This is a genomic window from Actinotalea endophytica, assembly GCF_025717005.1.
GTDB lineage: Bacteria > Actinomycetota > Actinomycetes > Actinomycetales > Cellulomonadaceae > Actinotalea.
Genome location: NZ_JAOVZU010000005.1, coordinates 114,276 through 140,672 on the forward strand (window position 1 = coordinate 114,276; position 26,397 = coordinate 140,672).

Consider the following 26,397-nt stretch of genomic DNA (forward strand, 5'->3'; position numbering starts at 1 on the left):
AGGCCATGTCCTCCCCGGCCGAGCGGTACGCCGCGGCCCGTGCCAGGGCCCAGGTCGCGCGGAGCGAGCTCGGTGCCTTCCTGCGTGACCTGCCGTTCGAGGCCGACCCGTTCCAGGTCGAGGCGTGCCGGGCGCTGGAGGCCGGCCGCGGCGTCCTCGTCGCGGCCCCGACCGGCGCCGGCAAGACGGTCGTGGCGGAGTTCGCGGTGCACCTGGCCCTGCACCAGGGCGTCAAGGTGTTCTACACGACCCCGATCAAGGCGCTCAGCAACCAGAAGTACCACGACCTGGTCGCCGAGCACGGCAGCGACCGGGTGGGCCTGCTCACCGGTGACACGACCGTGAACGGTGAGGCGCCGGTGGTCGTGATGACCACCGAGGTGCTCCGGAACATGCTCTACGCGGGGTCACGCACGCTCGACGACCTCGGCTTCGTGATCATGGACGAGGTGCACTACCTCGCGGACCGGTTCCGGGGCCCGGTGTGGGAGGAGGTCATCCTGCACCTGCCGCAGCGGGTCCAGATCGTCTCCCTCTCGGCGACGGTGTCGAACGCCGAGGAGCTCGGCGACTGGCTCAGCGAGGTGCGTGGCGACACCTCCGTGGTGGTCAGCGAGATACGTCCGGTGCCCCTGTGGCAGCACGTCCTGACGGCGGACGGCATGTTCGACCTCTACGCCGGCGAGGTGGACGCGACCGATCCGGGGGTCGACCCGCCGATCAACCCCGACCTGCTGGTCGCGCTGCGCCGCAGCGCACGCTCGGCACCCCAGCCGTGGCGTGAGCACCGGAAGGGACGCGGCGGGCGGCCACCCGCGGCCCGCCGCGGCGTCCCACGCGCCGCCGTCGTCGACGTGCTGGACCGCAACGCACTGCTCCCCGCGATCTTCTTCGTGTTCTCCCGGGCCGGGTGCGACGCGGCGGTCGCGCAGTGCCTGCGTACCGGGATGCGCCTGACGTCCGCGGCCGAACAGGCCGCGATCCACGCCCTGGTCACCGAACGTGCCGCCGCGATCCCGGCCGGCGACCTCGGCGTGCTCGGCTTCTGGGAGTGGGCACAGGGCCTCGAGCGCGGCATCGCCGCGCACCATGCGGGTCTGCTCCCGGTGTTCAAGGAGACCGTCGAGGAGCTCTTCTCGCTCGGCCTGGTGAAGGTGGTGTTCGCGACCGAGACGCTGGCGCTCGGCATCAACATGCCGGCCCGCAGCGTCGTGCTCGACACCCTGACGAAGTGGGACGGCTCCGCCCACGCGGACCTCACCCCGGGGGAGTACACACAGCTGACCGGGCGCGCCGGCCGCCGGGGGATCGACGTCGAGGGCCACGCGGTCGTCGTCGAGCACGGTCACCTCGACCCGGTCGCCCTGGCCGGCCTTGCCTCACGGCGTACCTACCCGCTGCGCTCGAGCTTCCGGCCCACCTACAACATGGCCGTCAACCTGGTGTCGCAGGTGGGCCGGGAGCGCGCCCGGGAGGTCCTCGAACAGAGCTTCGCCCAGTTCCAGGCCGACCGTGCCGTCGTGGGACTGGCGCGCCAGGCCCGTGCCCACGCCGAGGCGCTGGACGGGTATGCCTCGGCCATGACGTGCCACCTCGGCGACTTCGCGGAGTACGCCGCCCTGCGCCGGTCGCTGACCCAGCGCGAGCAGGACCTGAACCGGGACGCCCAGCGTCGTCGCCGCGCCGCCGCTCGCGCCGAGCTCGCGGGGCTGAGCCGCGGCGACGTGCTGGAGATCCCCGGGGGGCGACGCGCTGGCCACGCAGTCGTCCTCGACCCGGGCGCCGACGGCCTCGACGGGCCTGAGCCCGTCGTGCTGACCCTGGACAAGAAGGTCCGCACGCTGCGCGCCCCCGACCTCGCCCGCGGGGCGCACACGGTGGCCAGGATGCGGGTGCCGAAGAACTTCCAGCCGCGCAACGCACGCGCGAGGGCGGACCTCGCCTCGGCCCTTCGCGCCGCGCTGGCCGACCCGGCGCAGCGCACCGGGCCCACGACGCCGGCGCCGAAGATCCGCTCCGCCGCCGCCGACGACGCGACCATCGCCGAGCTGAGGCGACGCCTGCGCGCCCATCCCTGCCACGGCTGCTCCGACCGCGAGGACCACGCGCGCTGGGCCGAGCGGCACCACCGCCTCTCCCAGGAGCACGCCGCCCTCGTCCGACGCATCGAGGCGCGGACGAGCTCGATCGCGCGCGTGTTCGACACGGTGTGCGACGTGCTGACCACCACCGGGTACCTCACACCCGAGTCGACGGTGACCCCGGCGGGGCAGACCCTCCGGCGGCTCTACGCCGAGAACGACCTCCTGGTGGCCGAGTGCCTGCGCGGCGGTGCCTGGGACGGGTTGGACCCGGCCGGGCTCGCGGCGGTCGTCGCGGCGGTCGTCTTCGAGGCGCGTCGCGAGGAGGGCGGTGAGCCTGCGCAGGTGCCGGGCGGTGCGCGTCTGGCGGCCGCCGTCGAGGCGACCGTGCGGGTGTGGTCGCGGCTCGACGACCTCGAGCAGTCGGTCGGGCTGTCGTCGACGAGACGGCTCGACCTCGGGCTCGTCGGACCCATGCACCGCTGGGCCTCCGGCAAGGGCCTCGGGCCGGTGCTCGCGGGCACCGAGCTCGCCGCGGGCGACTTCGTCCGCTGGGCCAAGCAGGTGCTCGACCTGCTCGACCAGGTCGCCCAGGCCACGCGTGACGAGCGCACACGAGCCACCGCCCGCGCCGCCACCGAGCGCGTCCGGCGCGGCGTCGTGGCCTACAGCTCGGTCTGATCGAGCCCGGACCCGCGAGCGCGAGCACGGTTGGAGCGCTAGCGTGCGACCCGTGACGGCCACCCTCTACCGACGCGGGGTCGTGCACTCCGCGGCCGACCCGTTCGCCGAGGCACTGCTCGTCGCCGGCGGAGTCGTCGCCTGGCTCGGCCCGGACGAGGCCGCGGATCGGGTCGCGGCCGAGGCGGACGAGGTCGTGGACCTCGACGGCGCACTCGTCACTCCGGCCTTCGTCAGCAGCCACGCGCACCTCGCCCTGGCCGGTGTGGGCGCGGTCGACGTGACCGGGCTGCACGGCGAGGCGGTGCTCGATGCGCTCGCCCCCGTGGACGGGCCGGCCGTCGTGGGCCACGGCTGGCAGAGCCCGCCGGACGACGCCGATCTCGGCTTCGGGGCCGAACAGCTCGACCGCGCGGTCGGCGGCCGCCCGGTCCTGCTGCTCACCGACGACGTGACGGCCGGGCTCGCCGGTCCCGGTCAGGTGTCGGCGGACGGCTGGGGGACGCTGCGCGGTGACGCGCTCCTGGGGGCCGTCGCGGCCCTTCTCGCGGCCGTTCCGGACGCTCCGGAGCGCGGTCTCGCCGCAGCCGCGCGGGCCGGGGTCGTCGCGGTCCACGAGCACTCGCTCCCTGAGGTCGGCAGCCGAGCGGACCTCGCGAAGCTCATCGCCGCGACCGCCGACGACGACTCCGGAGCGCCCCTGGTCGTCGGATACCGGGCGGAGCTGTGCGAGACGACCGACGACGCTCGCGCGATCCGCGCAGAGATCCCCGGGCTCACCGGCATCGGCGGCGATCTCGCGGTGGACGGCACGATCGCGTCGTGGGGCGCCGTGCTGCGTCAGCCGTACGCCGACGCACCGCAGGAGCGGGGCACACTCCTGCTGTCGGCCGAGCGGATCGCCAACCACGTCGCGTCGACCACGCGAGCGGGCCTGCAGGCCGGGTTCCGCGCGCACGGTGACGCCGCGCTCGACGAGCTCCTCCTCGGCTTCCGCGCTGCGGGGGACGTCGAAGGCGTCGCCGCGCTGCACGCCGCGGGGCACCGCATCGACGGGCTCGAGCTCGTCGACGCGCCCGCCTTGGCCACGCTCGTGCTCCTCGGGATCCGCGCAACCGTCGCGCCCGCCGCGGCTCTCGCGAAGGGTTCGGTCACCGCCCGGCGCCTGGGCGCCCTGAGGGCGGGCGGACTCCTGCCCCTCGCGGACCTGGCCGGCGCCGGGGTACCGCTCGGGCTGGCGTCCGCTCCCGGTCGGTTCGACCCCTGGGGCGCGGTCCGCGCCGCCGTGCTGCACCCCGAGGCCGAGCAGCGGATATCGGCCCGTGCCGCGTTCCGCGCGCACACCCGCGGCGGCTGGCGTCTGGCCGGCCTGGACGGCGCAGGCGCGGGCGAGATCCGGGTCGGAGCTCCGGCCCACCTCGCGATGTGGCGTGCGGACCGCCTCGTGGTGCAGGCACCCGACGGACGCCTCGCGGCGTGGAGCACGGATCCGCGCGCGGGGACACCGCTGCTGCCGGAGCTGGGCCCGGACATCCCCGACCCGGTGTGCGTCCGAACCCTGCGCGCGGGCCACGTGATCCACGACACACTCGCCTGAGGCACAGAGCGACACGCCGCGCGACACGCCGGGGCCGGGTCATGATCACCCACACCGAAGTGACCCGCACTGACCTGCAGCAACGGCTCTGACCTGCGGCGACGCGGGCTTGACTGACGCCTGGGAACGAGTAGTTTCGCGATGTCCCACCGCCTGCACCCACCCGCCTGAGGTGCCGCTGCGGTGGCTCCGGCTTGGCCCGTGCGTTCAGTAGACAACGGACATGCGTCCGGTACGAAGGACGCACGGGCCAGTCGGCGCCGGGGGAGGCCCTCACCTCACGTACGCTGACCCGGTGCTGCTGCCTTCCCCCCGACGGCTGACGTCGCTCGTCCTCGCCGTCCTGGGTGGGATCGTCACCGACCTCGCCTTCCCCGGCGTGGGCTGGTGGCCACTCGCGCCCGTCGGGATCGCGCTGCTCCTGCTGGCGATGGGCCGCGACGGAGCGTGGTGGAACGCGCTCGTCGGCCTGGTGTGGGGCCTCGCGTTCTTCGGTCCGCACATCGCCTGGATCGACGGCGCCGTCGGCACGGTGCCGTGGCTCGCCCTGTGCGTCGCCGAGTCCTTGTTCGTCGCGGTGTTCGGCGCCGCGTGGACCTGGACGCGCCGCGGGGCGGTCATCGCCACCGCGGCACGGTGGCAGGTGCCGGCCGTGGCCGTGCTGTGGACCGGACTCGAGGAGGCGCGGTCCGTGCTGCCGTTCGGCGGCTTCCCGTGGGGCCGCCTGGCGTTCTCCCAGGCGGACTCACCGCTCGGCAGGCTCGCCTGGCTCGGGGGAGTCCCGCTGGTCACGGCGGTCGTCGTGGCGCTCGGAGCGCTGCTCGCGGTGGCGTTCGCCCGGGTGCGCCAGATCGAGATCGGTCTGGCGTCGGGCGCGCTGCTCGCGGCGTTCGCCCTGCTCACCGTCGGCATCCTCGTCCCGCTGGACAGCCAGGCCGAAGACGGCCGGCTCGAGGTCGGGGCGGTCCAGGGCGATGTGCCCGATCGGGGGCTCGCCTCGTTCGACCAGGCGCGCGAGGTGCTGGCGAACCACGCCCAGGGAAGCCTCGCGCTGCTGGACCAGGTCGATCCGGGCGAGCTCGACCTCGTGGTGTGGCCGGAGAACGGTGCCGACTTCGACCCGCGGACCGACCCGCAGACCGAGGCAGCGGTCAACGAGGTCACCTCGGCGCTCGACGCACCCCTGCTGCTCGGCACGCAGGAGTACCCGGACACCGGGGGCCGCTACAACCTCGCGATGCTGTGGGACCCCGAGCTCGGCCCCGTCGCGACGTACGCGAAGCAGCATCCCGCTCCGTTCGCGGAGTACATCCCGATGCGTTCGATCGCGCGGCTGTTCTCGGACGCGGTGGACCGGGTGAACACCGACATGCTGCCCGGCACGGGCGTCGGCCTGATCCCTGTGGACGTGCCGCGGCTGGGCCGCACGGTCGGCATCGGCGACGTGATCTGCTTCGAGGTCGCCTATGACGACATCGTGCGCAAGGCGGTGACCGCCGGGGGAGAGGTCCTGGTGATCCAGACCAACAACGCGACCTTCGGTCGCACCGACGAGTCGACCCAGCAGCTCGCGATGTCGCGGCTGCGCGCGATCGAGCACGGCCGCGCGACCCTGCAGATCTCCACGGTGGGTGTCAGCGCCGTGATCGCGCCGAACGGGGTCGTCACCCAGGAGACTGACCTGTTCACCGCGGCCCAGCTCGTCGCGTCGATGCCGTTGCGCAGCACCTTGACACCGGCGAGCAGGTTCGGCGACGAGATCTCGTGGGCGTTCCGAGCACTGGCTGTGGTCGTCACGCTCGCGGGGGTCGTCGGCGCCGTCGGGGCGCGGCGGCGCTGACCCTGCTTCCGCCCGAGCACGCCACGAGGCCCCCGGTTCGGACCGGGGGCCTCGTGCGATCGAGTCAGGCGGAGCGACGCAGCTTGCCTGCGCGCAGCAGCTCCAGGCGCTCGGCGAGGAGCTCCTCGAGCTCACCGACCGTCCGGCGTTCCAGCAGCATGTCCCAGTGGGTGCGCGGCGGCTTGCCGGACTTGGCCTCGGGCTTGCTGGCGTCGCGCAGCAGGGCCTCGGCCCCACAACGACACTCCCAGACGACCGGGATGTCGGCTTCCGCCGAGAAGGGCAGCACGATCGTGTGCCCGTTCGGGCAGTCGTAACGCGCCTCGAGACGAGGAGCAAGCTCGACACCCTGGTCGCTCTCCAGGCTCTTGGCGCCGATGCTCATTCCGCGTAGCGATCGATCGGCCATGGCGACACCTCCGTTCAGGGCGTGGGGGGCGGGCGCGCCCCGCACACGTTCAACGCCCCACTCAGCGACGCTGTTCCGCGCGGGGTGTGGCGATTCGGTGAACACCCGCTCTACGACGACCACCACGGTCCTCCGGGTCCGCTACGCCCGCAACCGCTGGCGTGCCCTCGTCACCGGATCTGCACGAGACCCCTCCCGGGGGGCCGCAGGGCCCGGGGGAGCGGACCGGGGCGCGCGGGCCACGGGCGCCTGAGGCGTCCCGCTCAGGCCGATCGACCCTCGCCGCGCACGGGACGCCCGGAGACGTGCGCGAGGGGCGCCGGGCAGGTGCCCGGCGCCCCTCGTCGCGACCGCGACGGAACGGATCAGGTGTTCTGGTACTCCGGGTCGCAGAAGATGACGAAGCTGATGTCCTTGTCGATCCACTCGCCGTAGTAGCCGGCGCCGTAGTAGTCGGTGCCCGCCTTGATCAGAACGACTCCCAGCTGACCAGGGTTGGCGATCTGGTGCAGGCCGTCGGAGTACTCGATCTTGTAGCAGTTCGTGTAGCCCATCGATTCCCAGTACGCCGGATCGTGGGTCTCGGGGGTGACCGGCCTGACGGCGCTGGCGGGGGCAGCGATGCCGGCCAGTGCAAGCGTGCTCGCAGCGATCGCAACGGTGCGTCGAACGTTCACGGTGTCTCCTCGGTTCGGTGCTGGTTGTGCGGACGTCCGGAATGTCCGGAGCGCCATGTCGACGCTATTGCGGTGTGTGGCCCGGGTCACACCCCACGTCGCGGTTTCACCCGCCGCCGCACGTGTCATCACCCGTTCAGGCGATATCGAACGTCTGTTCGATCGCCTCGACGACGAGTGCGTGGTCCTGGGCCTGCGGCAGTCCGGACACGGTCGCGACACCCACCTGGCCGACGCCTCGGACGACGAGCGGCACAGCACCGCCGTGCGTGGCGTACTCGCGCGCCGGAAGCCCGGTCGCGGCATGGAAGTCCGTGCCGGCTGCTGCGTGCCGACGTCCTACGAGGAACGACGGGCGGCCGGTCAGCTCGGCGACGGCACGCTTGCGGGCGATCCACAGGTCGTTCTCCGCGGTGCTGCCGGGCATCGCGGCGTGGAACACCTGTTGACGCCCCAGGTGGATGTCGATCGCCACCGGCAGGGAGCGCTCCTGAGCGAGCTCGACGATCGCGCAGCCGAGCGTCCAGGCGTCGGCGTGGTCGAAGTGCTCCAGGACGAGACGGGCGTGCTCGGCCTCGAGGTGGGCAACGATGTCGGAGTCGGACATGGCAGAAGACCTCCCGGTGCGGCCGCCGGTGCGGCCTGCGAGGACGCTACCGGGACGGTGACGTCCGAACCACGTGTGCCGATAATGAACATTATGTCATTCCTCTCTGAGCGCCGGCCCGGACGAGCACGGTCCGGGACCCGAGCCCACTCCCCGTAGGATCGGGCGGGTGAGTCAGCCTGAGACGCCTCGACCCCGCACGCTCCGTGACAACTGGTGGTGGTCCGGCGGCCTGTGGAGCGTCGCCGGCGGCGCGATCATCTGGTACCAGTGGCCGTCGCTCACCGGCGAGACCGAAGGCTTCTGGGGCAACTGGGTGATGGCCGCCGTCGGCCTGGTGATCGGCGTCGTGGGACTGTTCCGGCTCTACCGTGACTGGCGGATCGAAGAGGCACGCCGCAAGGGCGAGCTCGAGGTCGCAGGTGACGACGCAGCGGCGCCCACCGCACACCTGTCAGGCTCTGACACCTCGGAACCCGAGGACCAAGACGGCGAGGAGCCGCACCGCAACGCCTGACCGGTCACGCCTCCGGGTCCGCGACCTCCGCCCGGGTGCCGGCGTCTGCGTCGGCGATCTCCTCCTCCGGTCGCGGTGGCACGTTCTCGTCCACCTCCAGATGAGGAACGTCGATCTCGTCGCCGAGGTGACCCAGCGGGTCCGGGTGCTCGGGGTGCGGGACGCTCATTGCCGACCTCCCGTCGGTGGGCTCAGACCTCGAGGCTCTCCCCCGGCGCCAACCGCCGGTACTCCCCCGCACGTCCGAGCCCGGAGAGCAGGCGGTCCGCCAGGGCACGGCCGGGGTCCGACAGGATCGCATCGTGGATCGGCACCGCGACGCGGGGCGCGACGGCACGGCAGAAGTCGATGGCCTCGGCCAGCTTGAGCCACGGCGCGGCCGCCGGCAGCAGCAGGACCTCGGCGTCGCCGGGCGGCAGGTCGAGTGAGTCGCCCGGGTGCCACACCGTGCCGATCAGGTATCCGACGTTCGCCGGGCGTGGCACGTCGGGGTGGATCTCGGCGTGCGTACCGCCACCGACCAGCACGTCCGTCCCGGCCACCGCCGGCCGGTCGCCCACGCTGACCGCGTGAAGGCGCGCTCCCGGCGCGCCGTGCTCCATCAGCAGCTCGAGCACTTCGACCGGGGCGTGGACCGCGAGATCGGGCCGCGCCTCGAGCACCGCCACCAGGTGCTCGGGGACGACGTGATCGGCGTGCTCGTGGGTGATGAGGACCGTCCCGGCGTCCTCGAGCGCAGCGTCGGCCCTGGAGAACGAGCCGGGGTCCACCACCAGCCGCCCGTCACCCGTGTCGATGCTGATGCAGGAGTGTCCCCAGACGGTCAGGCGCATGGCAGCATTCTCGTCCCGCAGCGTGCCGCCCGCATGCGGTCTCGCCGCGCGCCGCCGACGTGCTGCTGCCCGTTCTGTCGGTGTACCGGCGCGTGGGCGGCACTCACTCGACGACGAGAACCAGGTCCCCACCCTCGAGCTGCTGGATGGCGCCGATCGCGAGCCGCCGGACCTTCCCGCCGACGGGCGTGGTGATCGCGGCCTCCATCTTCATCGCCTCGATCGTCGCCACCGTCTGGCCGGCCGACACCTTCTGGCCCTCCTGGACCGTCGGAGTCACGGCACCTGCGAACGGAGCGGCGATGTGCCCCGGACGGCCAGGATCCGCCTTCTCGGCCGTGACCTGGTCGACCTCGACCGACACGTCGCGCACCTGCAACGGCCGGAGCTGGCCGTTGAGGGTGAACATGACGGTGCACATGCCGCGCTGGTCGGGCTCGCCGACGCCCTCCATGCCGACCAGGAGACCCACGCCCCGATCCAGCTGGATCGTGACCTCGTGGTCCGGGCGCATGCCGTAGAGGTAGGTGGCCGTGTCGAGCACGCTGACGTCGCCGTACTGGGCCCGCACCGCCTCGAGCTCCTTGGTGGGCCCAGGGAACAGCAGGTGGTTCAGGCGGTTCCGCCGGGTCGCCGAGTCCCCGCGGAGCTCTGCCCGGTCGGCCTCGCTCAGCGGCGCGATCCGCTTGCCAGGTGTGCGACCGGCCAATGCCTTGGTCCGGAACGGCTCCGGCCAGCCCCCGGGAGGCGTGCCGAGCTCGCCCCCGAGGAACCCGACCACCGAGTCCGGGATGTCGTAGTCCCCCGGCGACTGCGCGAAGTGCTCGGGGTCGGCCCCACGCGCGACCAGGTGCAGTGCGAGGTCGCCGACCACCTTCGAGGACGGCGTCACCTTGACCAGCCGGCCGAGCAGCCGGTCCGCAGCGGCGTACATCGCCTCGATCTGCTCGAACCGGTCCCCCAGGCCCAGCGCGATCGCCTGCTGGCGCAGGTTGGACAGCTGCCCGCCCGGGATCTCGTGGTCGTAGACCCGTCCGGAGGGTCCAGGGAGCCCGGACTCGAACGGTGCGTACAGCTTGCGCACCGCCTCCCAGTACGGCTCGAGGTCCATCACGTTGCGCAGCGAGAGCCCGGTATCGCGCTCGGAGTGCTCGAGCGCCGCCACGAGCGCCGACATCGGTGGCTGGCTCGTGGTGCCGGCCATCGATGCCGACGCCGTGTCGACAGCGTCCACACCGGCCGCGACCGCCGCCATGAGGGTCGCGAGCTGGCCACCGGCGGTGTCGTGGGTGTGCAGGTGGACCGGCAGGTCGAAGCGCTCGCGCAGCGCCGTGACCAGGCGAGACGCCGCGAACGGGCGCAGCAGGCCGGCCATGTCCTTGACCGCCAGGACGTGCGCGCCGGCCGCGACGATCTCGTCCGCGAGGTGCAGGTAGTAGTCGAGCGTGTACAGGTCCTCGCCAGGGTTGGTGAGGTCGCCGGTGTAGCACAGCGCCACCTCGGCGACGGCGCTGCCCGCGGCCCTGACGGCGTCGATCGCGGGCCGCATCTGGTCGACGTCGTTCAGGGCGTCGAAGATCCGGAAGATGTCGATGCCCGTCGACGCGGCCTCGCTCACGAACGCCGCGGTGACCTCGGTCGGGTAGGGCGTGTAGCCCACCGTGTTCCGGCCGCGGAGCAGCATCTGGATCGCCACGTTCGGCAGGGCGTCGCGCAGCACCGCCAGGCGCTCCCACGGGTCCTCGCCGAGGAACCTCAGGGCGACGTCGTAGGTCGCCCCGCCCCAGGCCTCGACCGAGAGGAGCTGGGGTGTGAGCCGGGCGACGTGCGGCGCGGCGACCGCGAGGTCGTAGGTCCGCACCCGGGTGGCGAGCAGGGACTGGTGGGCGTCGCGGAACGTCGTGTCGGTCACGGCCACCGGCACCTGCTCGCGCAGTGCGCGGGCGAACCCGTCCGGCCCGAGCTCCAGGAGGCGCTGCCTGCTGCCCGAGGGCGGGGCCGCGGCCAGGTCCGCCGCCGGCAGCTTCTCGCGCGGCTCCAGCTGGTCACGCGGGGCGCCGTGCGGCCGGTTGACCGTGACGTCGCCGACGAACGCCAAGAGCTTCGTCCCGCGATCCTGGCTCTCCTTGATGATCAGCAGCTCGGGCCGCTCCTCGATGAAGGACGTGGACAGGTCGCCGGCGACGAACTCCTCGTCGGTCAGCACGGCCTGGAGGAACGGGATGTTCGTCCGGATGCCGCGGATCCGGAACTCGGCCAGCGCCCGGCGGGCCCGGCGGACGGCCGTCCCGAAGTCCCGGCCCCGGCAGGTGAGCTTCACCAGCATGGAGTCGAAGTGGCCACTCACCTCGGCGCCAGCCGTCGCGGTCGCACCGTCGAGGCGCACGCCGGCCCCGGCCGGAGACCGGTATGCCACGATCCGGCCGGTGTCCGGACGGAAGCCGTTGGCCGGGTCCTCGGTGGTGATCCGGCACTGCAGCGCGGCACCGTTGATCCGGACCGTCTCCTGCGCGATGCCGATGTCCGCGAGCGTCTCCCCCGAGGCGATGCGCATCTGCGCGCCCACGAGGTCGATGTCGGTGACCTCCTCGGTCACCGTGTGCTCGACCTGGATACGCGGGTTCATCTCGATGAAGACGTGCCTGCCGGCCCGCTCCCCCGCCGTGTCCACCAGGAACTCGACCGTCCCCGCGTTGACGTAGCCGATGTGCCGGGCGAAGGCCACGGCGTCGGCACAGAGCCGGTCCCGCAGGGCAGGGTCCAGGTTCGGTGCCGGGGCGATCTCGATGACCTTCTGGTGTCGCCGCTGGACCGAGCAGTCCCGCTCGAACAGGTGTACGACCTCGCCCGTGGCGTCCGCCAGGATCTGCACCTCGATGTGGCGGGGGCGCAGGACCGCCTGCTCCAGGTACACCTGAGGGTTGCCGAACGCGCTGCCGGCCTCGCGCATCGCCGCGTCGATCGCCTCGGGCAGCGCATCAGCGGTCTCGACGCGACGCATCCCGCGCCCGCCGCCACCGGCCACGGCCTTGACGAACAGCGGGAAGCCGATCGGCTCGGCCGCGGCGACCAGGGTCGCGATGTCGTCCGAGGGGTCGCTCGACGCGAGCACGGGGAGCCCGGCCTCCCGGGCTGCTCGGATCGCCTGGACCTTGTCGCCGGTGAGGTCGAGCACCTCGGGCGGCGGCCCGACGAAGGTCAGCCCCGCCTGCGCGCACGCCCGGGCGAACCCGGCGTTCTCGGAGAGGAACCCGTAGCCCGGGTACACGGCGTCGGCGCCCGACTCGCGCGCGACCCGGAGGATCTCGTCGACGTCGAGGTAGGCGCGGACCGGATGTCCCGGCACACCGATCGGGTAGGCCTCGTCAGCCTTCAGCCGGTGCTCGGAGTTGCGGTCCTCCCACGGGAACACGGCGACGGTGCGCGCGCCCAGCTCCACCGCGGCACGGAAGCCCCGCACGGCGATCTCGGCGCGGTTGGCGACCAGGACCTTCGAGAACACGGCTCACCCCTCCGGACGGTATTGGCGTCACGGTAGCGGCAGACGGGTGACGAGCGCCCGCTTTCCGACTGGCGGACAAGTGTCCAAAGGCCCAAGCCGAGGGGGCTCGGCGGGCGTGCGCGAACTCGGCCCCCCGTGGGGGCAGGGTCGCGAACGTCAGCCCGCGGTGCGCGCCCGACGCCGCGCGGCGAGCTCGTCGCCGGGGTGGTTGGCGTCGTCCTCGGCGCGAGCCGTCGGCAGGCTGGCGAGGCTGCCCTCGACCTCACGCCAGACACGGCCGACCGCGATCCCGAACACACCCTGGCCGCCCTGGACGAGGTCGACGACCTCGTCCGGCGAGGTGCACTCGTAGACGCTCGCACCATCGCTCATCAAGGTGATCTGGGCGAGGTCGTCGACACCGCGCTCACGCAGGTGCGCGACAGCCGTGCGGATCTGCTGCAGCGAGACCCCGGTGTCGAGCAGACGCTTCACGACCTTGAGCACCAGGATGTCGCGGAAGCTGTACAGCCGCTGGGTCCCCGAGCCGCTCGCCGAGCGGATGCTCGGCTCGACCAGCCCCGTGCGTGCCCAGTAGTCGAGCTGGCGATACGTGATCCCCGCAGCCCGGCAGGCGGTGGGGCCGCGGTAACCCGTGCTCGCGTCCAGCTCGGGGAGCTCGTCGCCGAAGAGCAGGCCCTGCACGCGCTGCGGCACACCGACCGTCTGGTCGGCAGTCTGATCCACGCCGCCCACCGTGCCTCCCCTCGCGCCGGCACCCCGCCGGACACCTGCCACGCTAGGGCCGGCAGGGTGCACCGTCAACGACGCCACGCCCGAACCACGTCGGCGTGTCGCGGCGGCGTGTCTCAGGTTCAGGTTGAGGGTCAGATTTGCCCCGGATCGGGCCCTCAGCCCGGCTCGACCGGCCCCTCCGGCGGCGCGTTCTCGAAGTCCTCCGGAGTCACGTTCTCCAGGAAGGCCTTGAACTCCTCGACCTCGTCCTCGGGGGTCACGCCCTCGACCTCGAGGGCCGACTCGTCCAGCACCTCGGACACGCACAGCACCGGGCACCCGAGCCGTACCGCCAGTGCCACGCCGTCCGACGCGCGCGAGTCCACCCGGTCGCCGGTGTCGAGCACCAGCGCCGCGTGGAACACGCCGTCCTCCAGCGAGACGATCTCGACCTGGGCAACCCCGACGCCGCACGTCTCCAGGACCGAGACCAGAAGGTCGTGCGTCATCGGCCGAGGCGGCACGATGCCGGCCTGCCCGGCCGCGATGGCCGCTCCCTCGGCCGGCCCCACCACCACCGGCAGCAGCCGCCGACCGGCGGCGTCGAGCAGGAGCACGACCACCTGGTCGACGCTGCTCTGCCGCCGCACGCCCAGGACCTCGAGCTCGACGAGTCCGGTTGCCATGGACACCACGCTACGTCCCCGGGGCCCTGCGCGGTACCTCGTGCCGGGCGGCTCGCCGACGGTCAGGGCGACAGCCGCGCCACACCCGCGCGGACGAGCGCGGTGTGCAACCGGCTGCAGAGCTCGCCCACCTCGGCGGCGACCGCCGCCGCGTGCGCCTGCGCCGCGACCTGGCGCTGGCCGCGCAGCGGAGCGACGATCTGGTCGACCACGTCGACCTGCCGGTCGGCCGCGCTGCGGAAGCCCCGCAGGTGACGAGGCTCCACGCCGTGCTCGGCCAGTGCTGCCGCGGCGATCACGATCTCCATCGCCCACGGGTCCAGGTGCCCACCGGCCCCCGGGGTCACGACTCCCGCCTCGACGAGTCCGGTGACCAGGGCGGGATCCACGCCCGCCTCGCGTGCGAGGGACTCCACGGTGTGCCGGCCGGCTGCCCGAAGCGGCTCACCGTCGGACGTGGCGAGCCGCGGAACCACCTGCTCGCTGCCTTCGCCACGGTCCAGCGCGGCGAGCTGCTCCCCGATCACCCGCAGCGGGAGGTACCGGTCACGCTGCTGGCGGAGCACGTAGCGCACGCGCTCGACGTCCGCACGGCTGTACTGGCGGTAACCGCCGGCGGTGCGACGGGGCTCGACCAGCCCCTGCTCCTCGAGGAAGCGCAGCTTCGACGGGCTCAACGCCGGGAAGTCCGGCTGGAGCTCGGCAAGCACGTCGGAGATCCGCATGCTCGGCTCACGCGAGACCCCCTGCGGCCAGGACTCCACCACGCTCGGCCGCGGGGGCGCGGCGGCGTCGGCCTGGACTCGATCGGTGCTGCCCCCCGCCACGCGACGCGACGCGGCGTCGCGCGTCGTCACTGCGAGTCCGCCGAACCGGGCTGACGGGCGGGGCTCGGGTGGAACGTCATCCGGAACTTGCCGATCTGCACCTCATCACCCGGACGGAGCAACGCCTGGTCGATCCGCTCGCGGTTGACGTACGTCCCGTTCAGCGAACCGACGTCCCGCACGACGAAGCCGTCTCCCTCGCGCACGAACTCGGCGTGCTTGCGGGACACCGTCACATCGTCGAGGAAGATGTCCGCGGAGGGGCTGCGGCCGGCGCTCGTCCGCTCCGCGTCGAGCAGGAAGCGCGCACCCGCACTGGGGCCGCGCTGCATCAGGAGCAGCGCCGACGTGGGCGGCAGAGCCGCCACGGCTGCGTGCTCGGCGGGCGTGAGCGCGACCGACGGCTCCTGGTCCCCCACCAGGCCTTCGCCGAAGCTCATCGTGGTGTCGACCGCCCACTGGCGCTCGGACGCGCGATCGTCCATCGGACCTCCTGTCTCGAACGTCCAGCCTATGCGCAGCCGGGCGTCGGCGTCAGTCCCCGGTGGGTGAAGCCGACGGTGCCGGCGTGGCGTACTGCGGCGCCTTGACGTCCCGGAGGACGGAGATCGTCAGGTGGTCGACCGCTTCGACGTCCGTCGTCGCGTCCGCCCTGGCCTGGAGCGACGACAGCGCACCGCCGGGCACCTGCAACGCGGGGATCAGCGTGTCGGGATCGCCGATCGCGAGCCAGACGTAGGGCGCACTGAGCATCACGCCGTCCACCATCACGCCGTCGACCGTGTCGATCACGTAGCTCGACGCGGTGATCCGGCGGTCGCCCACCTGGATCGCCTCCGCACCGGCGTTGCGCAGCTCCTCCATGAGATTCAGCAGGAGCACGGCCGAGATCCGCTGGTCGGTCTCGCCGACGACGACCTTGACCCCGCCGCCCTCCGCGGGCAGCGTGCCCGCGAGGATGCCCTGGACCTCGGCGCGCTGCGCCGCCGCGGCGACTGCGGCACGCTCGCTGTCCGCACCGCTCACGAGCTCCGCGCGCTGCGCCCGCAGCGCCGCGGCCTGCTCCTCGAGCGCGTCCGTACGTTGCGTCACCTCGTCGAACAACCGGACGAGCTCCTCCTGACTCAGGCCGGCGAGGTCGTCGCTGTTGGTCTGACGAACCTGGGCGACGAGCCCGAAGCCGAGCAACGCGCACAGCACGCCCGCGACGAGCTGGCCGCGGGAGAGCCGGGGCGCCAGTCCGCGCCGGAGCTTGGTCCACCCGGACGCCGCCGCCGGGGACGACGGCTGCTGGACCGCCTGCGCCTCCGGCAAGGCCTCGGGCGGGGCCTCGTCGTGCTCGGTGCTGCCGGGCTGGAGATCTGCCATGTCAGGCCTTGAAGAGGTGGCGGCGGATCGCCGCCGCGTTGGAGAAGATCCGGATGCCGAGCACGACCACGACGGCCGTCGAGAGCTGGGTGCCCACGCCGAGCTGGTCACCGAGGAAGACGATCAGCGCGGCGACCACGACGTTCGACAGGAAGGACACCAGGAAGACCCGGTCGTCGAACGTGCCGTCGAGGATCGCCCGCAGAGCGCCGAAGAGTGCGTCGAGCGCAGCGATCACCGCGATCGGGAGGTAGGGCTGCAACGACGGCGGCACCGACGGCCCGAGGACGATGCCGGCGATCGCGCCGAGCAGCAGGCCGATGACGGCGATCATGGTGAGCCTTCCTGGTCGTTCGTCGTCGACGATGCCACACCGGCCTCGACCGCGTACCGGAGCACCGCGCTGCTCACGCCCGCGAGCGACAGGTCCTGCGCGCTGCGGATCTGCACGCCGATGCCGTAGCCGCTGGACAGCAGGCCCAGATGGCTCGCCGCCTGGGTCGCGGCGAACGTGCTCTGCAGGGAACCCGGGTCGCCGACCGCCTCGATCGTGTAGGGCGAGGACAGCGGCACCAGGTCCACGAGCACGACCTGGCTGGCCGAGCGGATGGCGCTGAGCGACGTGATCCGCTGGCCGTTCACCGCGATCGCCTCGGCGCCCGAGGCCCACAGTCCGTTGACGACGAGCTGCAGGTCGACGTCCTGCACCCGGTCCTCCGGCACCTCGGCGCCGTCCGGCCCGTCGGTCAGCTCCACGACCAGACCCGGTCCCACCACGGGCAGCGTGCCGGCGACGGTGCCCGTGAGATCGAGCTCTGCGAGGAGCTCGGGGTGCCGAGCGGCCAGCACCTGCTCCTGGAGGTCGGCGATCTGGGCGTCGAGATCGGCGTTGGTCTGCGCCAGCTGGTCGGCCGAGTCGGTCCGCTCGGTGATCTCCGAGATGAGCAGGTCCCTCGAGGACCTCAGTGCTTGGGCAGGTCCGCGGAGCCCGAAGATCGCGCCGGACAGCAGGACGCCGAGCGTGACGGACACGACGAGCACGATGCCGGACCGGGCGAGCGCAGCCGGCCGCGACCTCTGCTGCGGCGGGCTCGCCAGCCCGTAGTCACCGTCGACCGGCTGGTACCACAGGTCGTTCAGCAGGCTCATCGAGGCGTCGGGGCGGCGGTAGGTGCTCATCTGCGGGCCCTCAGCTCGCGGAACGCCTGGCCCAGGTACAGCGCTGCGGCCAACCAGTAGAGGCCGATGCCCCACCACGCACAGGCCCAGCCGATGACTCCGGCCACGTCACCGAGGGTGCCGGCCACGTGCGCGAGAAGCAGCAAGGGGAAGGCGTACAGGAGCGCGAACGTCCCCGCCTTCCCGACGAAGTGCACCGGCAGCGGACCGATCCCTCGGGCCATGAGGACCGCCAGCACGACGGCCAGCAGCACGTCCCGGCCGACGACGACACCGACCAGCCACCACGGGACCACGTCACGGATCGCGAGCACCAGCAGCGTCACGAAGATGAACAGCCGGTCCGCTGCCGGGTCGAGCAGCTCGCCGAGCCGGCTCTGCTGGTTGAGCTTGCGCGCCAGCACCCCGTCGAGCCAGTCGGTCGCGCCGGAGAACGCCAGCACGATCAGCGCGGCGACGTCGTACCCGGCGAAGGCGAGCCAGGCGAAGACGGGGACGAGGATCAGGCGCAGCAGGCTGATCGCGTTGGGCAGGGTCACCACCCGCCTGGCGGCGACGTCGGAGGTGCTCACCGTGCTTCACCCTCCGAGTCCGGCGACCCCGTCAAAGGACGATCCTACGGCGAGTCGCCGGGACCTCCGACCAACCGACGTCCTCGGGACCGCGCGTCGAGGCGCCGCACAGGTCGGGCTGACAGACTGCTCGGGTGGACACCACACCCCACTGGGCGGCGCGCGTCGAGGACCTCCTCGTGAACCGCCTGGTGGGCACGCTGCGCCGACGCGACTGGGTGCCCCGCATCGAGCCGTACACCGGCTACGGCGCCGAGGGCTGGGTCCGCGTGCTCGCCCGAGCCGTCCTGGCTCCGCCCGGCACCCGGTCGGCTGAGGTCGCCGAGCGGGACGAGCCGGAGCGTCCGGTGCGCGGCTGGCGGAGCTTCGCCTCCGTGCAGGTGCCGTTCCAGGCCGTCGAGGTGACGGTCTCCGGCCGGACGCACCACCTGGTCGTGGATCGCGGGGGGTACCTCGACGCGGTCGTGCCGGCCGACCTGGCACCCGGCTGGCACGAGGTGGTGATGGCACCCGAAGGCGTCGACGCGCCCGTCGTGGCACCCGTCCTGGTGGTGGGGCCGGAACCGGCCACCGCCCTGGTCAGCGACATCGACGACACCGTCATGGTCACGGCCCTCCCCCGGCCGATGCTCGCGGCGTGGAACGCCTTCGTGCTCCACGAGCACGCCCGGCGCGCCGTGCCGGGGATGCCGGAGCTCTTCCGCCGGTGGCAGGGCGCTCACCACGATCCGCCGGTCTTCTACCTGTCCACCGGCGCGTGGAACACCGCGCCGGCGCTCCGCCGGTTCCTCCAGCGCAACGGCTACCCGCCAGGACCCCTGCTGCTGACGGACTGGGGGCCGACGAACACCGGCTGGTTCCGGTCAGGTCGGGAGCACAAGCGGCAGACCCTGCGCCGCCTCATGACCGAGCTGCCTCAGCTCAGCTTCGTCCTGATCGGTGACGACGGGCAGCACGACCCGCACCTGTACGCCGAGGCGGTGGCCGACCACCCCGGTCGGGTCACTGCGGTCGCGATCCGACGGTTGACGCCGGCCGAGCAGGTGCTCGCGCACGGGATCCCGTCGCCGCTGCGCGCCGTGGCCACCGACGACGCCCCCCTCGTGGTCGCGGGCGACGACGGGCACGAGATCCTGCTGCGCCTGATCGACGCGGGACTCGTCCCGCCGGCGAGCTGACCCGGCCCGGGTCCTGGGACCGGGTGCGACGGGCCTCGGTCAGCGAACCGCGTCCGCGACCGCCGCGACGAACGCGTCGACGTCCTCGGGCGTGGTGTCGAACGCACACATCCAGCGCACCTCGCCGCCGGTCGCGTCCCAGTCGTAGAACGCGAACCGCTCGCGGACCTGGTCCGCCACCCCGGCCGGGAGCCTGGCGAAGACCGCGTTGGCCTCGACCGGATGGAGCACCGTGACGCCGGGAAGGTCCCGCACGCCGTCCGCGAGGCGCTGCGCCATCGCGTTGGCGTGCCGGGCCGAGCGGAGCCACAGCTCGTCGGTCAGCAGCGCGAGCAGCTGGGCCGAGACGAAGCGCGTCTTCGACGCCAGCTGGAGGTAGGTCTTGCGCAGGTACCGGAGCCCGTGCGCGGCCTCCGGGTCGAGGACCACGACCGCTTCGGCCGCCATCGCTCCGTTCTTGGTCCCCCCGAAGGAGAGCACGTCGACACCGACGTCGGTGGTCAGAGCCCGTAGCGGCACGTCGAGGAACGCCGCGGCGTTCGCGATCCGGGCGCCGTCCAGGTGGACCCGCATGCCGGCGGCATGGGCCACCTCGGTGACCGCAGCGATCTGCTCGGGCGTGTACGTCGTGCCGAGCTCGGTCGACTGGGTGATCGTGACCACCAGCGGCTGGGCACGGTGCTCGGAGCCCCAGCCCCAGGCCTCGGTGGCGATCAGCTCAGGGGTCAACCGTGCGTCCGGCGTGTGGACGGGCAGCAGCTTCACTCCCGCCACCTTCTCCGGCGCCCCGCCCTCGTCGGTGTGCACGTGCGCGGTCGCCGCGCACACCGCAGCACCCCACGGTGGGAGCATCGAGGACAGCGCGACCACGTTCGCCCCGGTGCCCGAGAGCACCGGGAACACCTCGACCTCGCGGCCCAGCTCCGCGCTGAGGCGGGCGGTCAGTGCCTCGCTGTACGGGTCCGCGCCGTAGGGGCGCACGTGTCCGCCGTCGGCCGCGGCGAGGGCCGCGAGGACCTCCGGGTGGACGCCGGCGTAGTTGTCCGAGGCGAAGTCCCGTCGCGACGGGTCGTGGAGCGGCACGGCGACGATCCTGCCACCGGTCGAGGCCTGGTCCGGACCACCCGGCTCGGGTGTGATCGCCCGGTCCGGGCGTCCGCCGGCGTCAGCGCATCGGTGCGCGGCGGGCGAGGAGCTTGCGCTGCAGGTCGAGCACCCAGCTGAAGAGCTCGTCGTGCTCGCGCTCGGTGGCGTCCACGATCCGGCAGCCGTACGCGGTCTGACCTCGTAGCTCGTGGGACCGCACGACCTCGACGACCAGCTCGAGCGGCCGTCGCGGCGCTGCCAACCGGACGCGCCAGCGCGAGCCGCGGTCGAGACCTGCCGGGGTCACGATCCGCAGCCCGTGGGCAGAGAGGTCGACGAGCGCGGCGTCCCACGGGGCAGATGGCGGGTTGTCGTCGTCCGGGGCCGGCTCCGGCATCGGACCGAGCACCGTCACGGTCAGGTCGGTCGGCACGCGCAGCGCCGAACGCTGCTGGCGGACCTCCTGCAGTCGCAACCCGCTGATCTCGACCCGCTTGCCGGCCGCGAACTCGACGGTGCCGTGGTAGGTCAACGCACCGCGGTCCGGGTTGAGCACCTCGACGACGGCCTCGTCACCCTCCGCGAACCACGCGCCGGCGAGGGTCTGCGCGTCGACGACCAGCACGTCGTGCTCGTGCGAGCGCACGAAGCCGCGGGCGATCAGCTCGCCCGCAAGGGTACGGAGCTGGCACGGATCGGCCTCCAGTGCCATGGACCCCTCCCGTCACGTGTGTGCAAGCGCGCCCATGCTATTGCCGCCAGGTCAGTCGTGGCTCGGAGGCTCGACGTCCCCGGCGGCGTTGCGCGCGAGCACGAACAGCAGGTCCGACAGCCGGTTCAGGTACCGCAGCACCGCGGGCGAGACCACGTGCCCCGCCTCCTCGGCGGCCACGACGTGCCGCTCCGAGCGGCGCACCACGGTCCGTGCGTGGTCCAGCCGGCTCGACGTCAGGTCCGAGCCCGGGACGACGAACACCGGCCGGAGCGGCTGTTCGGCGACCAGCCGGTCGATCCGGTCCTCGAGCGCCTCGACCATCTGCTCGGTGACGAGCGAGACGCCCGGCCGCAGCCGATCGCGGTGGTCGGGATTGGTCGCCAGGTCCGCCCCGACCACGAAGAGCTCGCGCTGGAGCGTGAGGACGGTCTCGGCGAGGGCCTCGTCCTCGCACCCGGCACGCACCACGCCCAGCACCGCGATCGCCTCGTCGACGTCCCCGCTCGCCTCGATCAGCACGTCCGACTTGGGCACCCGGCCGCCGAGGAACCGGCCCGTCGTGCCGTCGTCCCCGGTCTTCGTGTAGACCCGCACTGCCGCTCCCGTCCTCGAGTGCGCCCAGCGTGCCATGGGTCACGAGCGCGTGCGGTACCGTGAGCCGGTCACCATCCGGTGGCAGTCCTGCAGGTCCAGGGGAAGCCGGTCGAAGTCCGGCGCTGTCCCGCAACCGTAGGCCGAGCGAGCTCGGCGAGCCGGAGCACCTGGGCAGGACGAGAGGCTCCATCCGTCGAGGACAACGGGACGGGGCCCGCGCCCGTCCCGGCACCAGCCGCGTGGGGCACGGGGTCCGTCCACGGACCACTCAGGAAGAGGCACCGTGCTCCAGTTCCGCCGTGCCGCGCTCGCCGCGGCACTCAGTTTTCTCCCGCTGGCCGCAGCGCTCCCCGCGTCGGCCGCCGAGGACGTCACCACCTGCCCCGACGGCGTCGCCGTGGTGGTGGACGCCACCGAGCTGGATGGGGACGTCTCGGTCGGCTGCGCCGACGACTCCCCCGCGACCGGCACCGACGCGCTGCACCAGGCCGGCTTCACCGACACCCGGGACGGCTCCGGGCTGATCTGCGCGATCGACGCCCTGCCCGACCCCTGCCCGGCCACGTTCGAGGGCTCCTACTGGTCCTACTGGTACGTCGCCGACGGGGAGTGGGTCAGCTACATGGAGGGCTCCGACACCGCCGTGCCGGGCGTCGCGGACGGTTGGCGCTGGGGCGACGGCAGCACCCCGCCGGACGTCGCACCCGCCGATCTCGTGGCCACCTCGACCGACGACCCGTCCGCGTCGCCCAGCGCGTCCGCATCCGCCGTCGCCGCGTCGCCCAGCGCGAGCGAGGAGCCGTCGGTCAACGAGGCCACGACCGACGTCGCCGACCAGGGTGGCACCAGCACCGGCGGATGGCCGGTGATCGGCATCGTGGCGCTCGTCGTGGCGGTCGTCCTCGTCGTCGCGACCGCACTGGTGACCCGGCGGCGTCGGGACGTCTGACGTGCACCCGGCGGCGTGGTGGGCGTGGGCGCTCGGCATCGTGGTCCTGGCCGGCCGGACCGGCTCGGCCACGGTGCTGACCCTGCTCGCGCTCACCGCGCTCGCCGTGCTCCTGCTGGCCCGTCGGCGCGGCGGTCCGGCGCCCGGTGCGTACCTCACCCTCGCCCTCGCCGTCGTCGTGGTCCGGCTGGTCTTCCACGTGCTCGTCGGGGTGCCGGGCGGTGGCACCGTGATCGTGGACCTGCCCACCCTCGAGGTGTCCTGGGCACCCGGGCTGAGCCTGCTCGGACCGATCACGACCGGTGGGCTCCTGTCCGCGGTGATCGGCGGTCTCCGGCTCGCGGTCATGGTCCTCGCGATCGGCGCCGCCGCCACGGCGGCGCCCCCGACCCGACTCCTCCCGCTGCTGCCCCCCGCCCTGCACCACCTCGCGACGGCGGTCGTCATCGCCGTCGCGGTCGCCCCCTCGCTCTCGGCCGCCGCGGGTGCGACCCGACGCGCGCGGCGCCTGCGCGGCCTGCCCACCCGAGGAGTACGGGCGGTCGCGGGGACGGCCCTGCCGGTCCTCGCCGACGCGCTCGACCGCTCGCTCGCCCTCGCCGCGTCGATGGACACCCGCGGCTACGCCCGCCTCCTCGCGCCGCGCGACCGGCGCGTCACGCCGCTGCTGCTCGGCTCGCTGGTCGCCCTCGGCCTCGGGACGTACGGCCTGCTCACCGGCGACCTGCGGTACGGGCTGCCCGGTCTGGCCGTCGCCGTCCTGCTCGGTGCCGTCGCCGCCGGGCTGGCCGGGCGCGGTCCGCGTCGTACCCAGTACCGCCCAGCGCGGTGGCGGCCGCCGGACCTGCTCCTGGCCTGCGTCGGGGCCCTCCTGGCACTGGGTGCCACCGCGGGCGTCCCGGGCGGCGCGCTCGCCGCAGCGGCTGTGCTCGGCGCCGTCGTGGGCTCGGTCCGCGAGCCCGGGGCGCGCTACCGGGAGGCGCTCGCATGATCCGCCTCGAGGCCGTGAGCGTCACCTATCCCGGTCAGGCCTCCCCCACGCTTCGCGACGTCGACGTGTCCGTCGCCGAGGGCGAGCTGTGCCTCGTGGTCGGGCCCACCGGCGCCGGCAAGTCCACGTTGCTGCGGGCCGTCAGCGGGCTCGTCCCGCACTTCACCGGTGGCACCGTGCACGGTCGGGTCGTCGTCGACGGTCGGGACACCCGCGACCATCGACCGCGGGACCTCGCCGACGTCGTCGGCGTCGTCCAGCAGGACCCCGCCCGCGGCTTCGTGACCGAGACCGTCGAGGAGGAGCTCGCCTACGCGATGGAGCAGCTCGGCCTGCCGAGCGACGCGATGCGCGCCCGGATGGAAGAGGTGCTCGACCTCCTCGGCCTCGTGACGCTGCGGCACCGCGCCCTGCGCGACCTGTCGGGCGGCGAGCAGCAGCGCGTCGCGATCGGCGCCGTGCTCACCGCCCACCCCCGAGTGCTCGTGCTCGACGAGCCGACCTCGGCGCTGGATCCGGCGGCCGCGGACGACGTCCTCGCGGCGTTGACCCGCCTGGTGCACGACCACGGCATGACCGTGCTGCTCGCCGAGCATCGCCTCGAACGGGTCGTGCAGTACGCCGACCGGGTCCTCGCGGTCGGCCCGGACGGCTCGGTGGCCGAGGGAGCCGCGGGCGAGCTCGTCGTGCGGGTCGCGGGCGGCCCACCCTTGGTGGAGCTCGCGGCGCTCGCCGGCTGGGACCCCGTCCCGCTCTCGGTGCGCGACGCCAGACGCAGGGTGGCTCCGCTGCGCGCGCGGCTCGCCGCGAGCGAGCCGCCCCTGCCGCACGTCCCCCGCGCGGCCACCCTGCTCTCCGCGCACGACGTGCACGTGCGCTACCCGGGGACGCACGCGGTTCGCGGGGTCGGCCTCGAGCTAGCCGCCGGCCAGGTGACCGCGGTGATGGGGCGCAACGGCGCCGGCAAGTCCTCGCTGCTGTGGGCCGTGGCGGGTGCGGCGCCACGGGCTGCCGGCACCGTCCTGGTCGCCGGGCGGCGCGAGGCCCCGGCGCCCGCCGATCCCGCAGTGCTCGACCCTCGGGAGGCACGCCGCCGGGTCGCGCTCGTCCCGCAGGACCCCGGTGACCTCCTGTACCTCGGGTCGGTGGCCGCCGAGCTCGCGGCGAGCGACGCGCAGGCCGACGCAGCGCCAGGGACCACGGCAGCCCTCTTCGCGGGGTTCGCCGGCGCCGTGCCCGCCGCGGCCCACCCCCGCGACCTCTCGGAGGGACAGCGGCTCGGCCTCGCGCTCGCCGTGCAGCTCGCGGCCGGCCCCCCCGTTCTCGTGCTCGACGAACCGACCCGCGGCCTGGACTACGCCGCCAAGCGCGTCCTCGCGAGGCTGCTCGCCGAGCACGCGCGGGCCGGCGGCAGCGTGCTCCTGTCCAGCCACGACGTCGAGTTCGTCGCGCAGTGCGCCGACCGGGTCGTCGTGCTGGCCGACGGCTCGGTGGTCAGCGACGCGCCAGCGCGAGAGGTCCTCGTCGCGTCGCCGACGTTCGCGCCACAGGTCGCCAAGGTGCTCCACCCGCTCCCGCTGCTCACGGTGGACGAGGTCCGCGACGCGTTGGCGGTGACCGGATGACCACGGCGGTCCGGACGTCCCCGTCCCGGACCGAGGTGCTGCGCGCGCCCCGGGTCCACGCCGTGCCGCTGCGCACGTCGACCTGGGTCGCGCTCGCGGTCGCCAGCCTCGTCGGGCTGGCGGCGTTCGGCTGGCCGCTCGTCGTCGCCCCGGAGGCCGGGCTCGCGCACGCGGCGGACGCACCGGTGGTGCTCGGGGCCGTCCTCGCCGGCCTGCTCCTGGTGGTCCACCTCGCGCTCGCGGACGGCGGCATGGACGTCAAGGCGGTGGCCCTGCTCGGGCTGCTCTCCGCGGTCGGCGCCGTGCTGCGGCAGCTGTCGGCCGGCGCTGCGGGCATCGAGCTCGTGTTCGCCGCCCTCGTGCTCGGCGGCCGGGTGCTGGGCCCGGGCTTCGGCTTCGCGCTCGGGACCACCACGCTCGCGACCTCGGCGCTCCTGACCGGGGGGGTCGGTCCGTGGCTGCCGTTCCAGATGCTCGCGGCATCCTGGGTCGGGCTCGGCGCGGGGCTGCTCCCCTCCCGGGTCGGTGGGCGGCGCGAGGTCACGATGCTCGCTGCCTACGGGGCCGTGGCCTCGCTCGCGTTCGGCGTGGCGATGAACCTCTCGTTCTGGCCGTACACGCTCGGTGCCGGCACCGACCTCTCGTTCGTCGCGGGCGCACCCGTGCTCGAGAACCTGCGACGGCTCCTGCTCTTCTCGGCCGCGACATCGCTCGGGTGGGACCTGGGACGGGCCGTGACGACGGCCGTCGGGCTGGCGCTCGTCGGCGCCCCGGTGCTGGCGGTGCTGCGGCGCACCGCCACTCGCGCAGCGTTCCTGCCGGCCCCGGAGCGCGCGGGCGACACGAGCCGCTGACCGCACGACGTCCACGGCCGCGCCGGGACCGTGACCGCCCCGAGAGCGTGGCCGCGCGGCACGCGTCCGCAGCCCGCTCCGCCCAGCTGCCCGCGAAGCCCGCGACACGCCGACGTGAACGCGACACGCCGTCCGAATGCTGCGACGCCGGTTCTGTCTCGCGACGCCTCCGTGGCGCTCACCTGCAGTTTCTCTGTCAGTCCCCGTGACTACCGTCGGTGGTAGGACGACATCGGACGTCGACCATGTCGGAGGCACAACATATAGTGGTCACACGCATGTAGTTACGGCACACGTTGTGGTGTGGTTGTCCAC

The 26,397-nt window shown here is 73.4% G+C and carries 26 protein-coding genes; 9 read left to right on the plus strand and 17 right to left on the minus strand.

Going from position 1 to position 26,397, the window contains the following annotated elements:
- Nucleotides 1–5: 5 nt before the first annotated feature.
- From OEB99_RS09890 to lnt, 3 genes are all read left to right on the plus strand, one after another.
- A complete protein-coding gene (locus OEB99_RS09890) occupies nt 6–2,762 on the plus strand; it encodes a DEAD/DEAH box helicase (RefSeq protein ID WP_263509887.1) in 2,757 nt (918 codons plus the stop codon).
- Between the two features lie 52 nt (nt 2,763–2,814).
- The gene (locus tag OEB99_RS09895) at nt 2,815–4,359 is read left to right on the plus strand and encodes an amidohydrolase family protein (RefSeq protein ID WP_263509888.1); all 1,545 of its coding nucleotides are present in this window, start codon (nt 2,815–2,817) and stop codon (nt 4,357–4,359) included.
- Nucleotides 4,360–4,654: 295 nt separating this feature from the next.
- Nucleotides 4,655–6,199, plus strand: coding sequence for an apolipoprotein N-acyltransferase (gene lnt, locus OEB99_RS09900; RefSeq protein ID WP_263509889.1), 1,545 nt, complete (start codon nt 4,655–4,657; stop codon nt 6,197–6,199).
- A gap of 64 nt (nt 6,200–6,263) precedes the next feature.
- Here the strand turns inward: lnt and OEB99_RS09905 are convergent, their stop codons facing one another.
- From OEB99_RS09905 to OEB99_RS09915, 3 genes are all read right to left on the minus strand, one after another.
- The gene (locus OEB99_RS09905) at nt 6,264–6,608 is read right to left on the minus strand and encodes an RNA polymerase-binding protein RbpA (protein WP_263509890.1); all 345 of its coding nucleotides are present in this window, start codon (nt 6,606–6,608) and stop codon (nt 6,264–6,266) included.
- Nucleotides 6,609–6,973: 365 nt separating this feature from the next.
- Nucleotides 6,974–7,285 (minus strand): hypothetical protein, encoded by a 312-nt coding sequence (locus OEB99_RS09910; protein WP_263509891.1) that lies wholly within the window; start codon nt 7,283–7,285, stop codon nt 6,974–6,976.
- A gap of 136 nt (nt 7,286–7,421) precedes the next feature.
- Nucleotides 7,422–7,892: a heme-degrading domain-containing protein gene (locus OEB99_RS09915; RefSeq protein ID WP_263509892.1), complete on the minus strand. Its 471-nt coding sequence runs from the start codon at nt 7,890–7,892 to the stop codon at nt 7,422–7,424.
- 169 nt (nt 7,893–8,061) lie between these two features.
- On the opposite strand from OEB99_RS09915, the gene OEB99_RS09920 reads away from it, so the two are divergent.
- A complete protein-coding gene (locus OEB99_RS09920; protein WP_263509893.1) occupies nt 8,062–8,409 on the plus strand; it encodes a hypothetical protein in 348 nt (115 codons plus the stop codon).
- A gap of 4 nt (nt 8,410–8,413) precedes the next feature.
- Here the strand turns inward: OEB99_RS09920 and OEB99_RS09925 are convergent, their stop codons facing one another.
- From OEB99_RS09925 to OEB99_RS09975, 11 genes are all read right to left on the minus strand, one after another.
- Entirely contained in the window at nt 8,414–8,578 is a 165-nt protein-coding gene (locus OEB99_RS09925) for a hypothetical protein (RefSeq protein ID WP_263509894.1), read from the minus strand.
- A gap of 22 nt (nt 8,579–8,600) precedes the next feature.
- Nucleotides 8,601–9,242: an MBL fold metallo-hydrolase gene (locus OEB99_RS09930; RefSeq protein WP_263509895.1), complete on the minus strand. Its 642-nt coding sequence runs from the start codon at nt 9,240–9,242 to the stop codon at nt 8,601–8,603.
- Nucleotides 9,243–9,345: 103 nt separating this feature from the next.
- Nucleotides 9,346–12,744, minus strand: a complete 3,399-nt coding sequence (locus OEB99_RS09935; protein WP_263509896.1) for a pyruvate carboxylase — start codon at nt 12,742–12,744, stop codon at nt 9,346–9,348.
- A 156-nt stretch (nt 12,745–12,900) separates the two neighbouring features.
- A complete protein-coding gene (locus OEB99_RS09940) occupies nt 12,901–13,470 on the minus strand; it encodes a MerR family transcriptional regulator (RefSeq protein WP_318011402.1) in 570 nt (189 codons plus the stop codon).
- 164 nt (nt 13,471–13,634) lie between these two features.
- Nucleotides 13,635–14,144: a bifunctional nuclease family protein gene (locus OEB99_RS09945; protein ID WP_263509897.1), complete on the minus strand. Its 510-nt coding sequence runs from the start codon at nt 14,142–14,144 to the stop codon at nt 13,635–13,637.
- A gap of 62 nt (nt 14,145–14,206) precedes the next feature.
- Nucleotides 14,207–15,001, minus strand: coding sequence for a transcriptional regulator FtsR (ftsR, locus tag OEB99_RS09950; protein WP_263509898.1), 795 nt, complete (start codon nt 14,999–15,001; stop codon nt 14,207–14,209).
- The gene (locus OEB99_RS09955) at nt 14,998–15,456 is read right to left on the minus strand and encodes an FHA domain-containing protein (RefSeq protein WP_411910683.1); all 459 of its coding nucleotides are present in this window, start codon (nt 15,454–15,456) and stop codon (nt 14,998–15,000) included. Before OEB99_RS09955 ends, ftsR begins: the two co-directional genes overlap by 4 nt.
- A gap of 49 nt (nt 15,457–15,505) precedes the next feature.
- Complete coding sequence (locus OEB99_RS09960; protein ID WP_263509899.1) at nt 15,506–16,339, minus strand: DUF881 domain-containing protein; 834 nt, start codon at nt 16,337–16,339, stop codon at nt 15,506–15,508.
- Nucleotide 16,340: 1 nt separating this feature from the next.
- A complete protein-coding gene (locus OEB99_RS09965) occupies nt 16,341–16,673 on the minus strand; it encodes a small basic family protein (RefSeq protein WP_263509900.1) in 333 nt (110 codons plus the stop codon).
- A complete protein-coding gene (locus tag OEB99_RS09970; protein ID WP_263509901.1) occupies nt 16,670–17,518 on the minus strand; it encodes a DUF881 domain-containing protein in 849 nt (282 codons plus the stop codon). Before OEB99_RS09970 ends, OEB99_RS09965 begins: the two co-directional genes overlap by 4 nt.
- On the minus strand, nt 17,515–18,090 hold the full coding sequence (locus tag OEB99_RS09975; protein ID WP_263509902.1) for a CDP-alcohol phosphatidyltransferase family protein: 576 nt from the start codon (nt 18,088–18,090) through the stop codon (nt 17,515–17,517). The genes OEB99_RS09970 and OEB99_RS09975 overlap by 4 nt, the downstream gene beginning before the upstream one ends.
- Before the next feature lie 134 nt (nt 18,091–18,224).
- Here OEB99_RS09975 and OEB99_RS09980 point away from each other — a divergent pair, with 134 nt between their 5' ends.
- Nucleotides 18,225–19,268 carry an App1 family protein phosphatidate phosphatase gene (locus OEB99_RS09980; protein WP_263509903.1) on the plus strand — a complete coding sequence of 348 codons (1,044 nt, stop codon included), beginning with the start codon at nt 18,225–18,227 and terminating at the stop codon, nt 19,266–19,268.
- A gap of 39 nt (nt 19,269–19,307) precedes the next feature.
- On the opposite strand, the gene OEB99_RS09985 is transcribed toward OEB99_RS09980, so the two are convergent.
- From OEB99_RS09985 to OEB99_RS09995, 3 genes are all read right to left on the minus strand, one after another.
- Complete coding sequence (locus OEB99_RS09985) at nt 19,308–20,360, minus strand: threonine aldolase family protein (RefSeq protein ID WP_263510120.1); 1,053 nt, start codon at nt 20,358–20,360, stop codon at nt 19,308–19,310.
- Between the two features lie 73 nt (nt 20,361–20,433).
- The gene (locus OEB99_RS09990; protein WP_263509904.1) at nt 20,434–21,066 is read right to left on the minus strand and encodes a PilZ domain-containing protein; all 633 of its coding nucleotides are present in this window, start codon (nt 21,064–21,066) and stop codon (nt 20,434–20,436) included.
- Nucleotides 21,067–21,117: 51 nt separating this feature from the next.
- A complete protein-coding gene (locus OEB99_RS09995) occupies nt 21,118–21,663 on the minus strand; it encodes a cob(I)yrinic acid a,c-diamide adenosyltransferase (RefSeq protein WP_263509905.1) in 546 nt (181 codons plus the stop codon).
- 283 nt (nt 21,664–21,946) lie between these two features.
- Between OEB99_RS09995 and OEB99_RS10000 the strand changes: the two genes are divergently transcribed.
- From OEB99_RS10000 to OEB99_RS10015, 4 genes are read left to right on the plus strand one after another with little or no spacing between them, the layout of a single operon-like run.
- On the plus strand, nt 21,947–22,612 hold the full coding sequence (locus OEB99_RS10000; protein WP_263509906.1) for a hypothetical protein: 666 nt from the start codon (nt 21,947–21,949) through the stop codon (nt 22,610–22,612).
- 1 nt (nt 22,613) lies between these two features.
- Nucleotides 22,614–23,603 carry a CbiQ family ECF transporter T component gene (locus tag OEB99_RS10005; RefSeq protein WP_263509907.1) on the plus strand — a complete coding sequence of 330 codons (990 nt, stop codon included), beginning with the start codon at nt 22,614–22,616 and terminating at the stop codon, nt 23,601–23,603.
- The gene (locus OEB99_RS10010; RefSeq protein ID WP_263509908.1) at nt 23,600–25,228 is read left to right on the plus strand and encodes an ABC transporter ATP-binding protein; all 1,629 of its coding nucleotides are present in this window, start codon (nt 23,600–23,602) and stop codon (nt 25,226–25,228) included. Before OEB99_RS10005 ends, OEB99_RS10010 begins: the two co-directional genes overlap by 4 nt.
- A complete protein-coding gene (locus tag OEB99_RS10015) occupies nt 25,225–26,082 on the plus strand; it encodes an ECF transporter S component (protein ID WP_263509909.1) in 858 nt (285 codons plus the stop codon). Before OEB99_RS10010 ends, OEB99_RS10015 begins: the two co-directional genes overlap by 4 nt.
- Nucleotides 26,083–26,397 lie beyond the last annotated feature (315 nt).

What these genes read in the sequence shown, in the direction of transcription:
- OEB99_RS09890 (WP_263509887.1), top strand. Translation starts at nt 6, where the DNA reads ATGTCCTCCCCGGCCGAGCGGTACGCCGCGGCCCGTGCCAGGGCCCAG.
- OEB99_RS09905 (WP_263509890.1), bottom strand. Translation starts at nt 6,608, where the DNA reads ATGGCCGATCGATCGCTACGCGGAATGAGCATCGGCGCCAAGAGCCTG.
- OEB99_RS09915 (WP_263509892.1), bottom strand. Translation starts at nt 7,892, where the DNA reads ATGTCCGACTCCGACATCGTTGCCCACCTCGAGGCCGAGCACGCCCGT.
- OEB99_RS09925 (WP_263509894.1), bottom strand. Translation starts at nt 8,578, where the DNA reads ATGAGCGTCCCGCACCCCGAGCACCCGGACCCGCTGGGTCACCTCGGC.
- OEB99_RS09930 (WP_263509895.1), bottom strand. Translation starts at nt 9,242, where the DNA reads ATGCGCCTGACCGTCTGGGGACACTCCTGCATCAGCATCGACACGGGT.
- OEB99_RS09945 (WP_263509897.1), bottom strand. Translation starts at nt 14,144, where the DNA reads ATGGCAACCGGACTCGTCGAGCTCGAGGTCCTGGGCGTGCGGCGGCAG.
- OEB99_RS09955 (WP_411910683.1), bottom strand. Translation starts at nt 15,456, where the DNA reads ATGGACGATCGCGCGTCCGAGCGCCAGTGGGCGGTCGACACCACGATG.
- OEB99_RS09960 (WP_263509899.1), bottom strand. Translation starts at nt 16,339, where the DNA reads ATGGCAGATCTCCAGCCCGGCAGCACCGAGCACGACGAGGCCCCGCCC.
- OEB99_RS09965 (WP_263509900.1), bottom strand. Translation starts at nt 16,673, where the DNA reads ATGATCGCCGTCATCGGCCTGCTGCTCGGCGCGATCGCCGGCATCGTC.
- OEB99_RS09970 (WP_263509901.1), bottom strand. Translation starts at nt 17,518, where the DNA reads ATGAGCACCTACCGCCGCCCCGACGCCTCGATGAGCCTGCTGAACGAC.
- OEB99_RS09990 (WP_263509904.1), bottom strand. Translation starts at nt 21,066, where the DNA reads ATGGCACTGGAGGCCGATCCGTGCCAGCTCCGTACCCTTGCGGGCGAG.
- OEB99_RS10010 (WP_263509908.1), top strand. Translation starts at nt 23,600, where the DNA reads ATGATCCGCCTCGAGGCCGTGAGCGTCACCTATCCCGGTCAGGCCTCC.
- OEB99_RS10015 (WP_263509909.1), top strand. Translation starts at nt 25,225, where the DNA reads ATGACCACGGCGGTCCGGACGTCCCCGTCCCGGACCGAGGTGCTGCGC.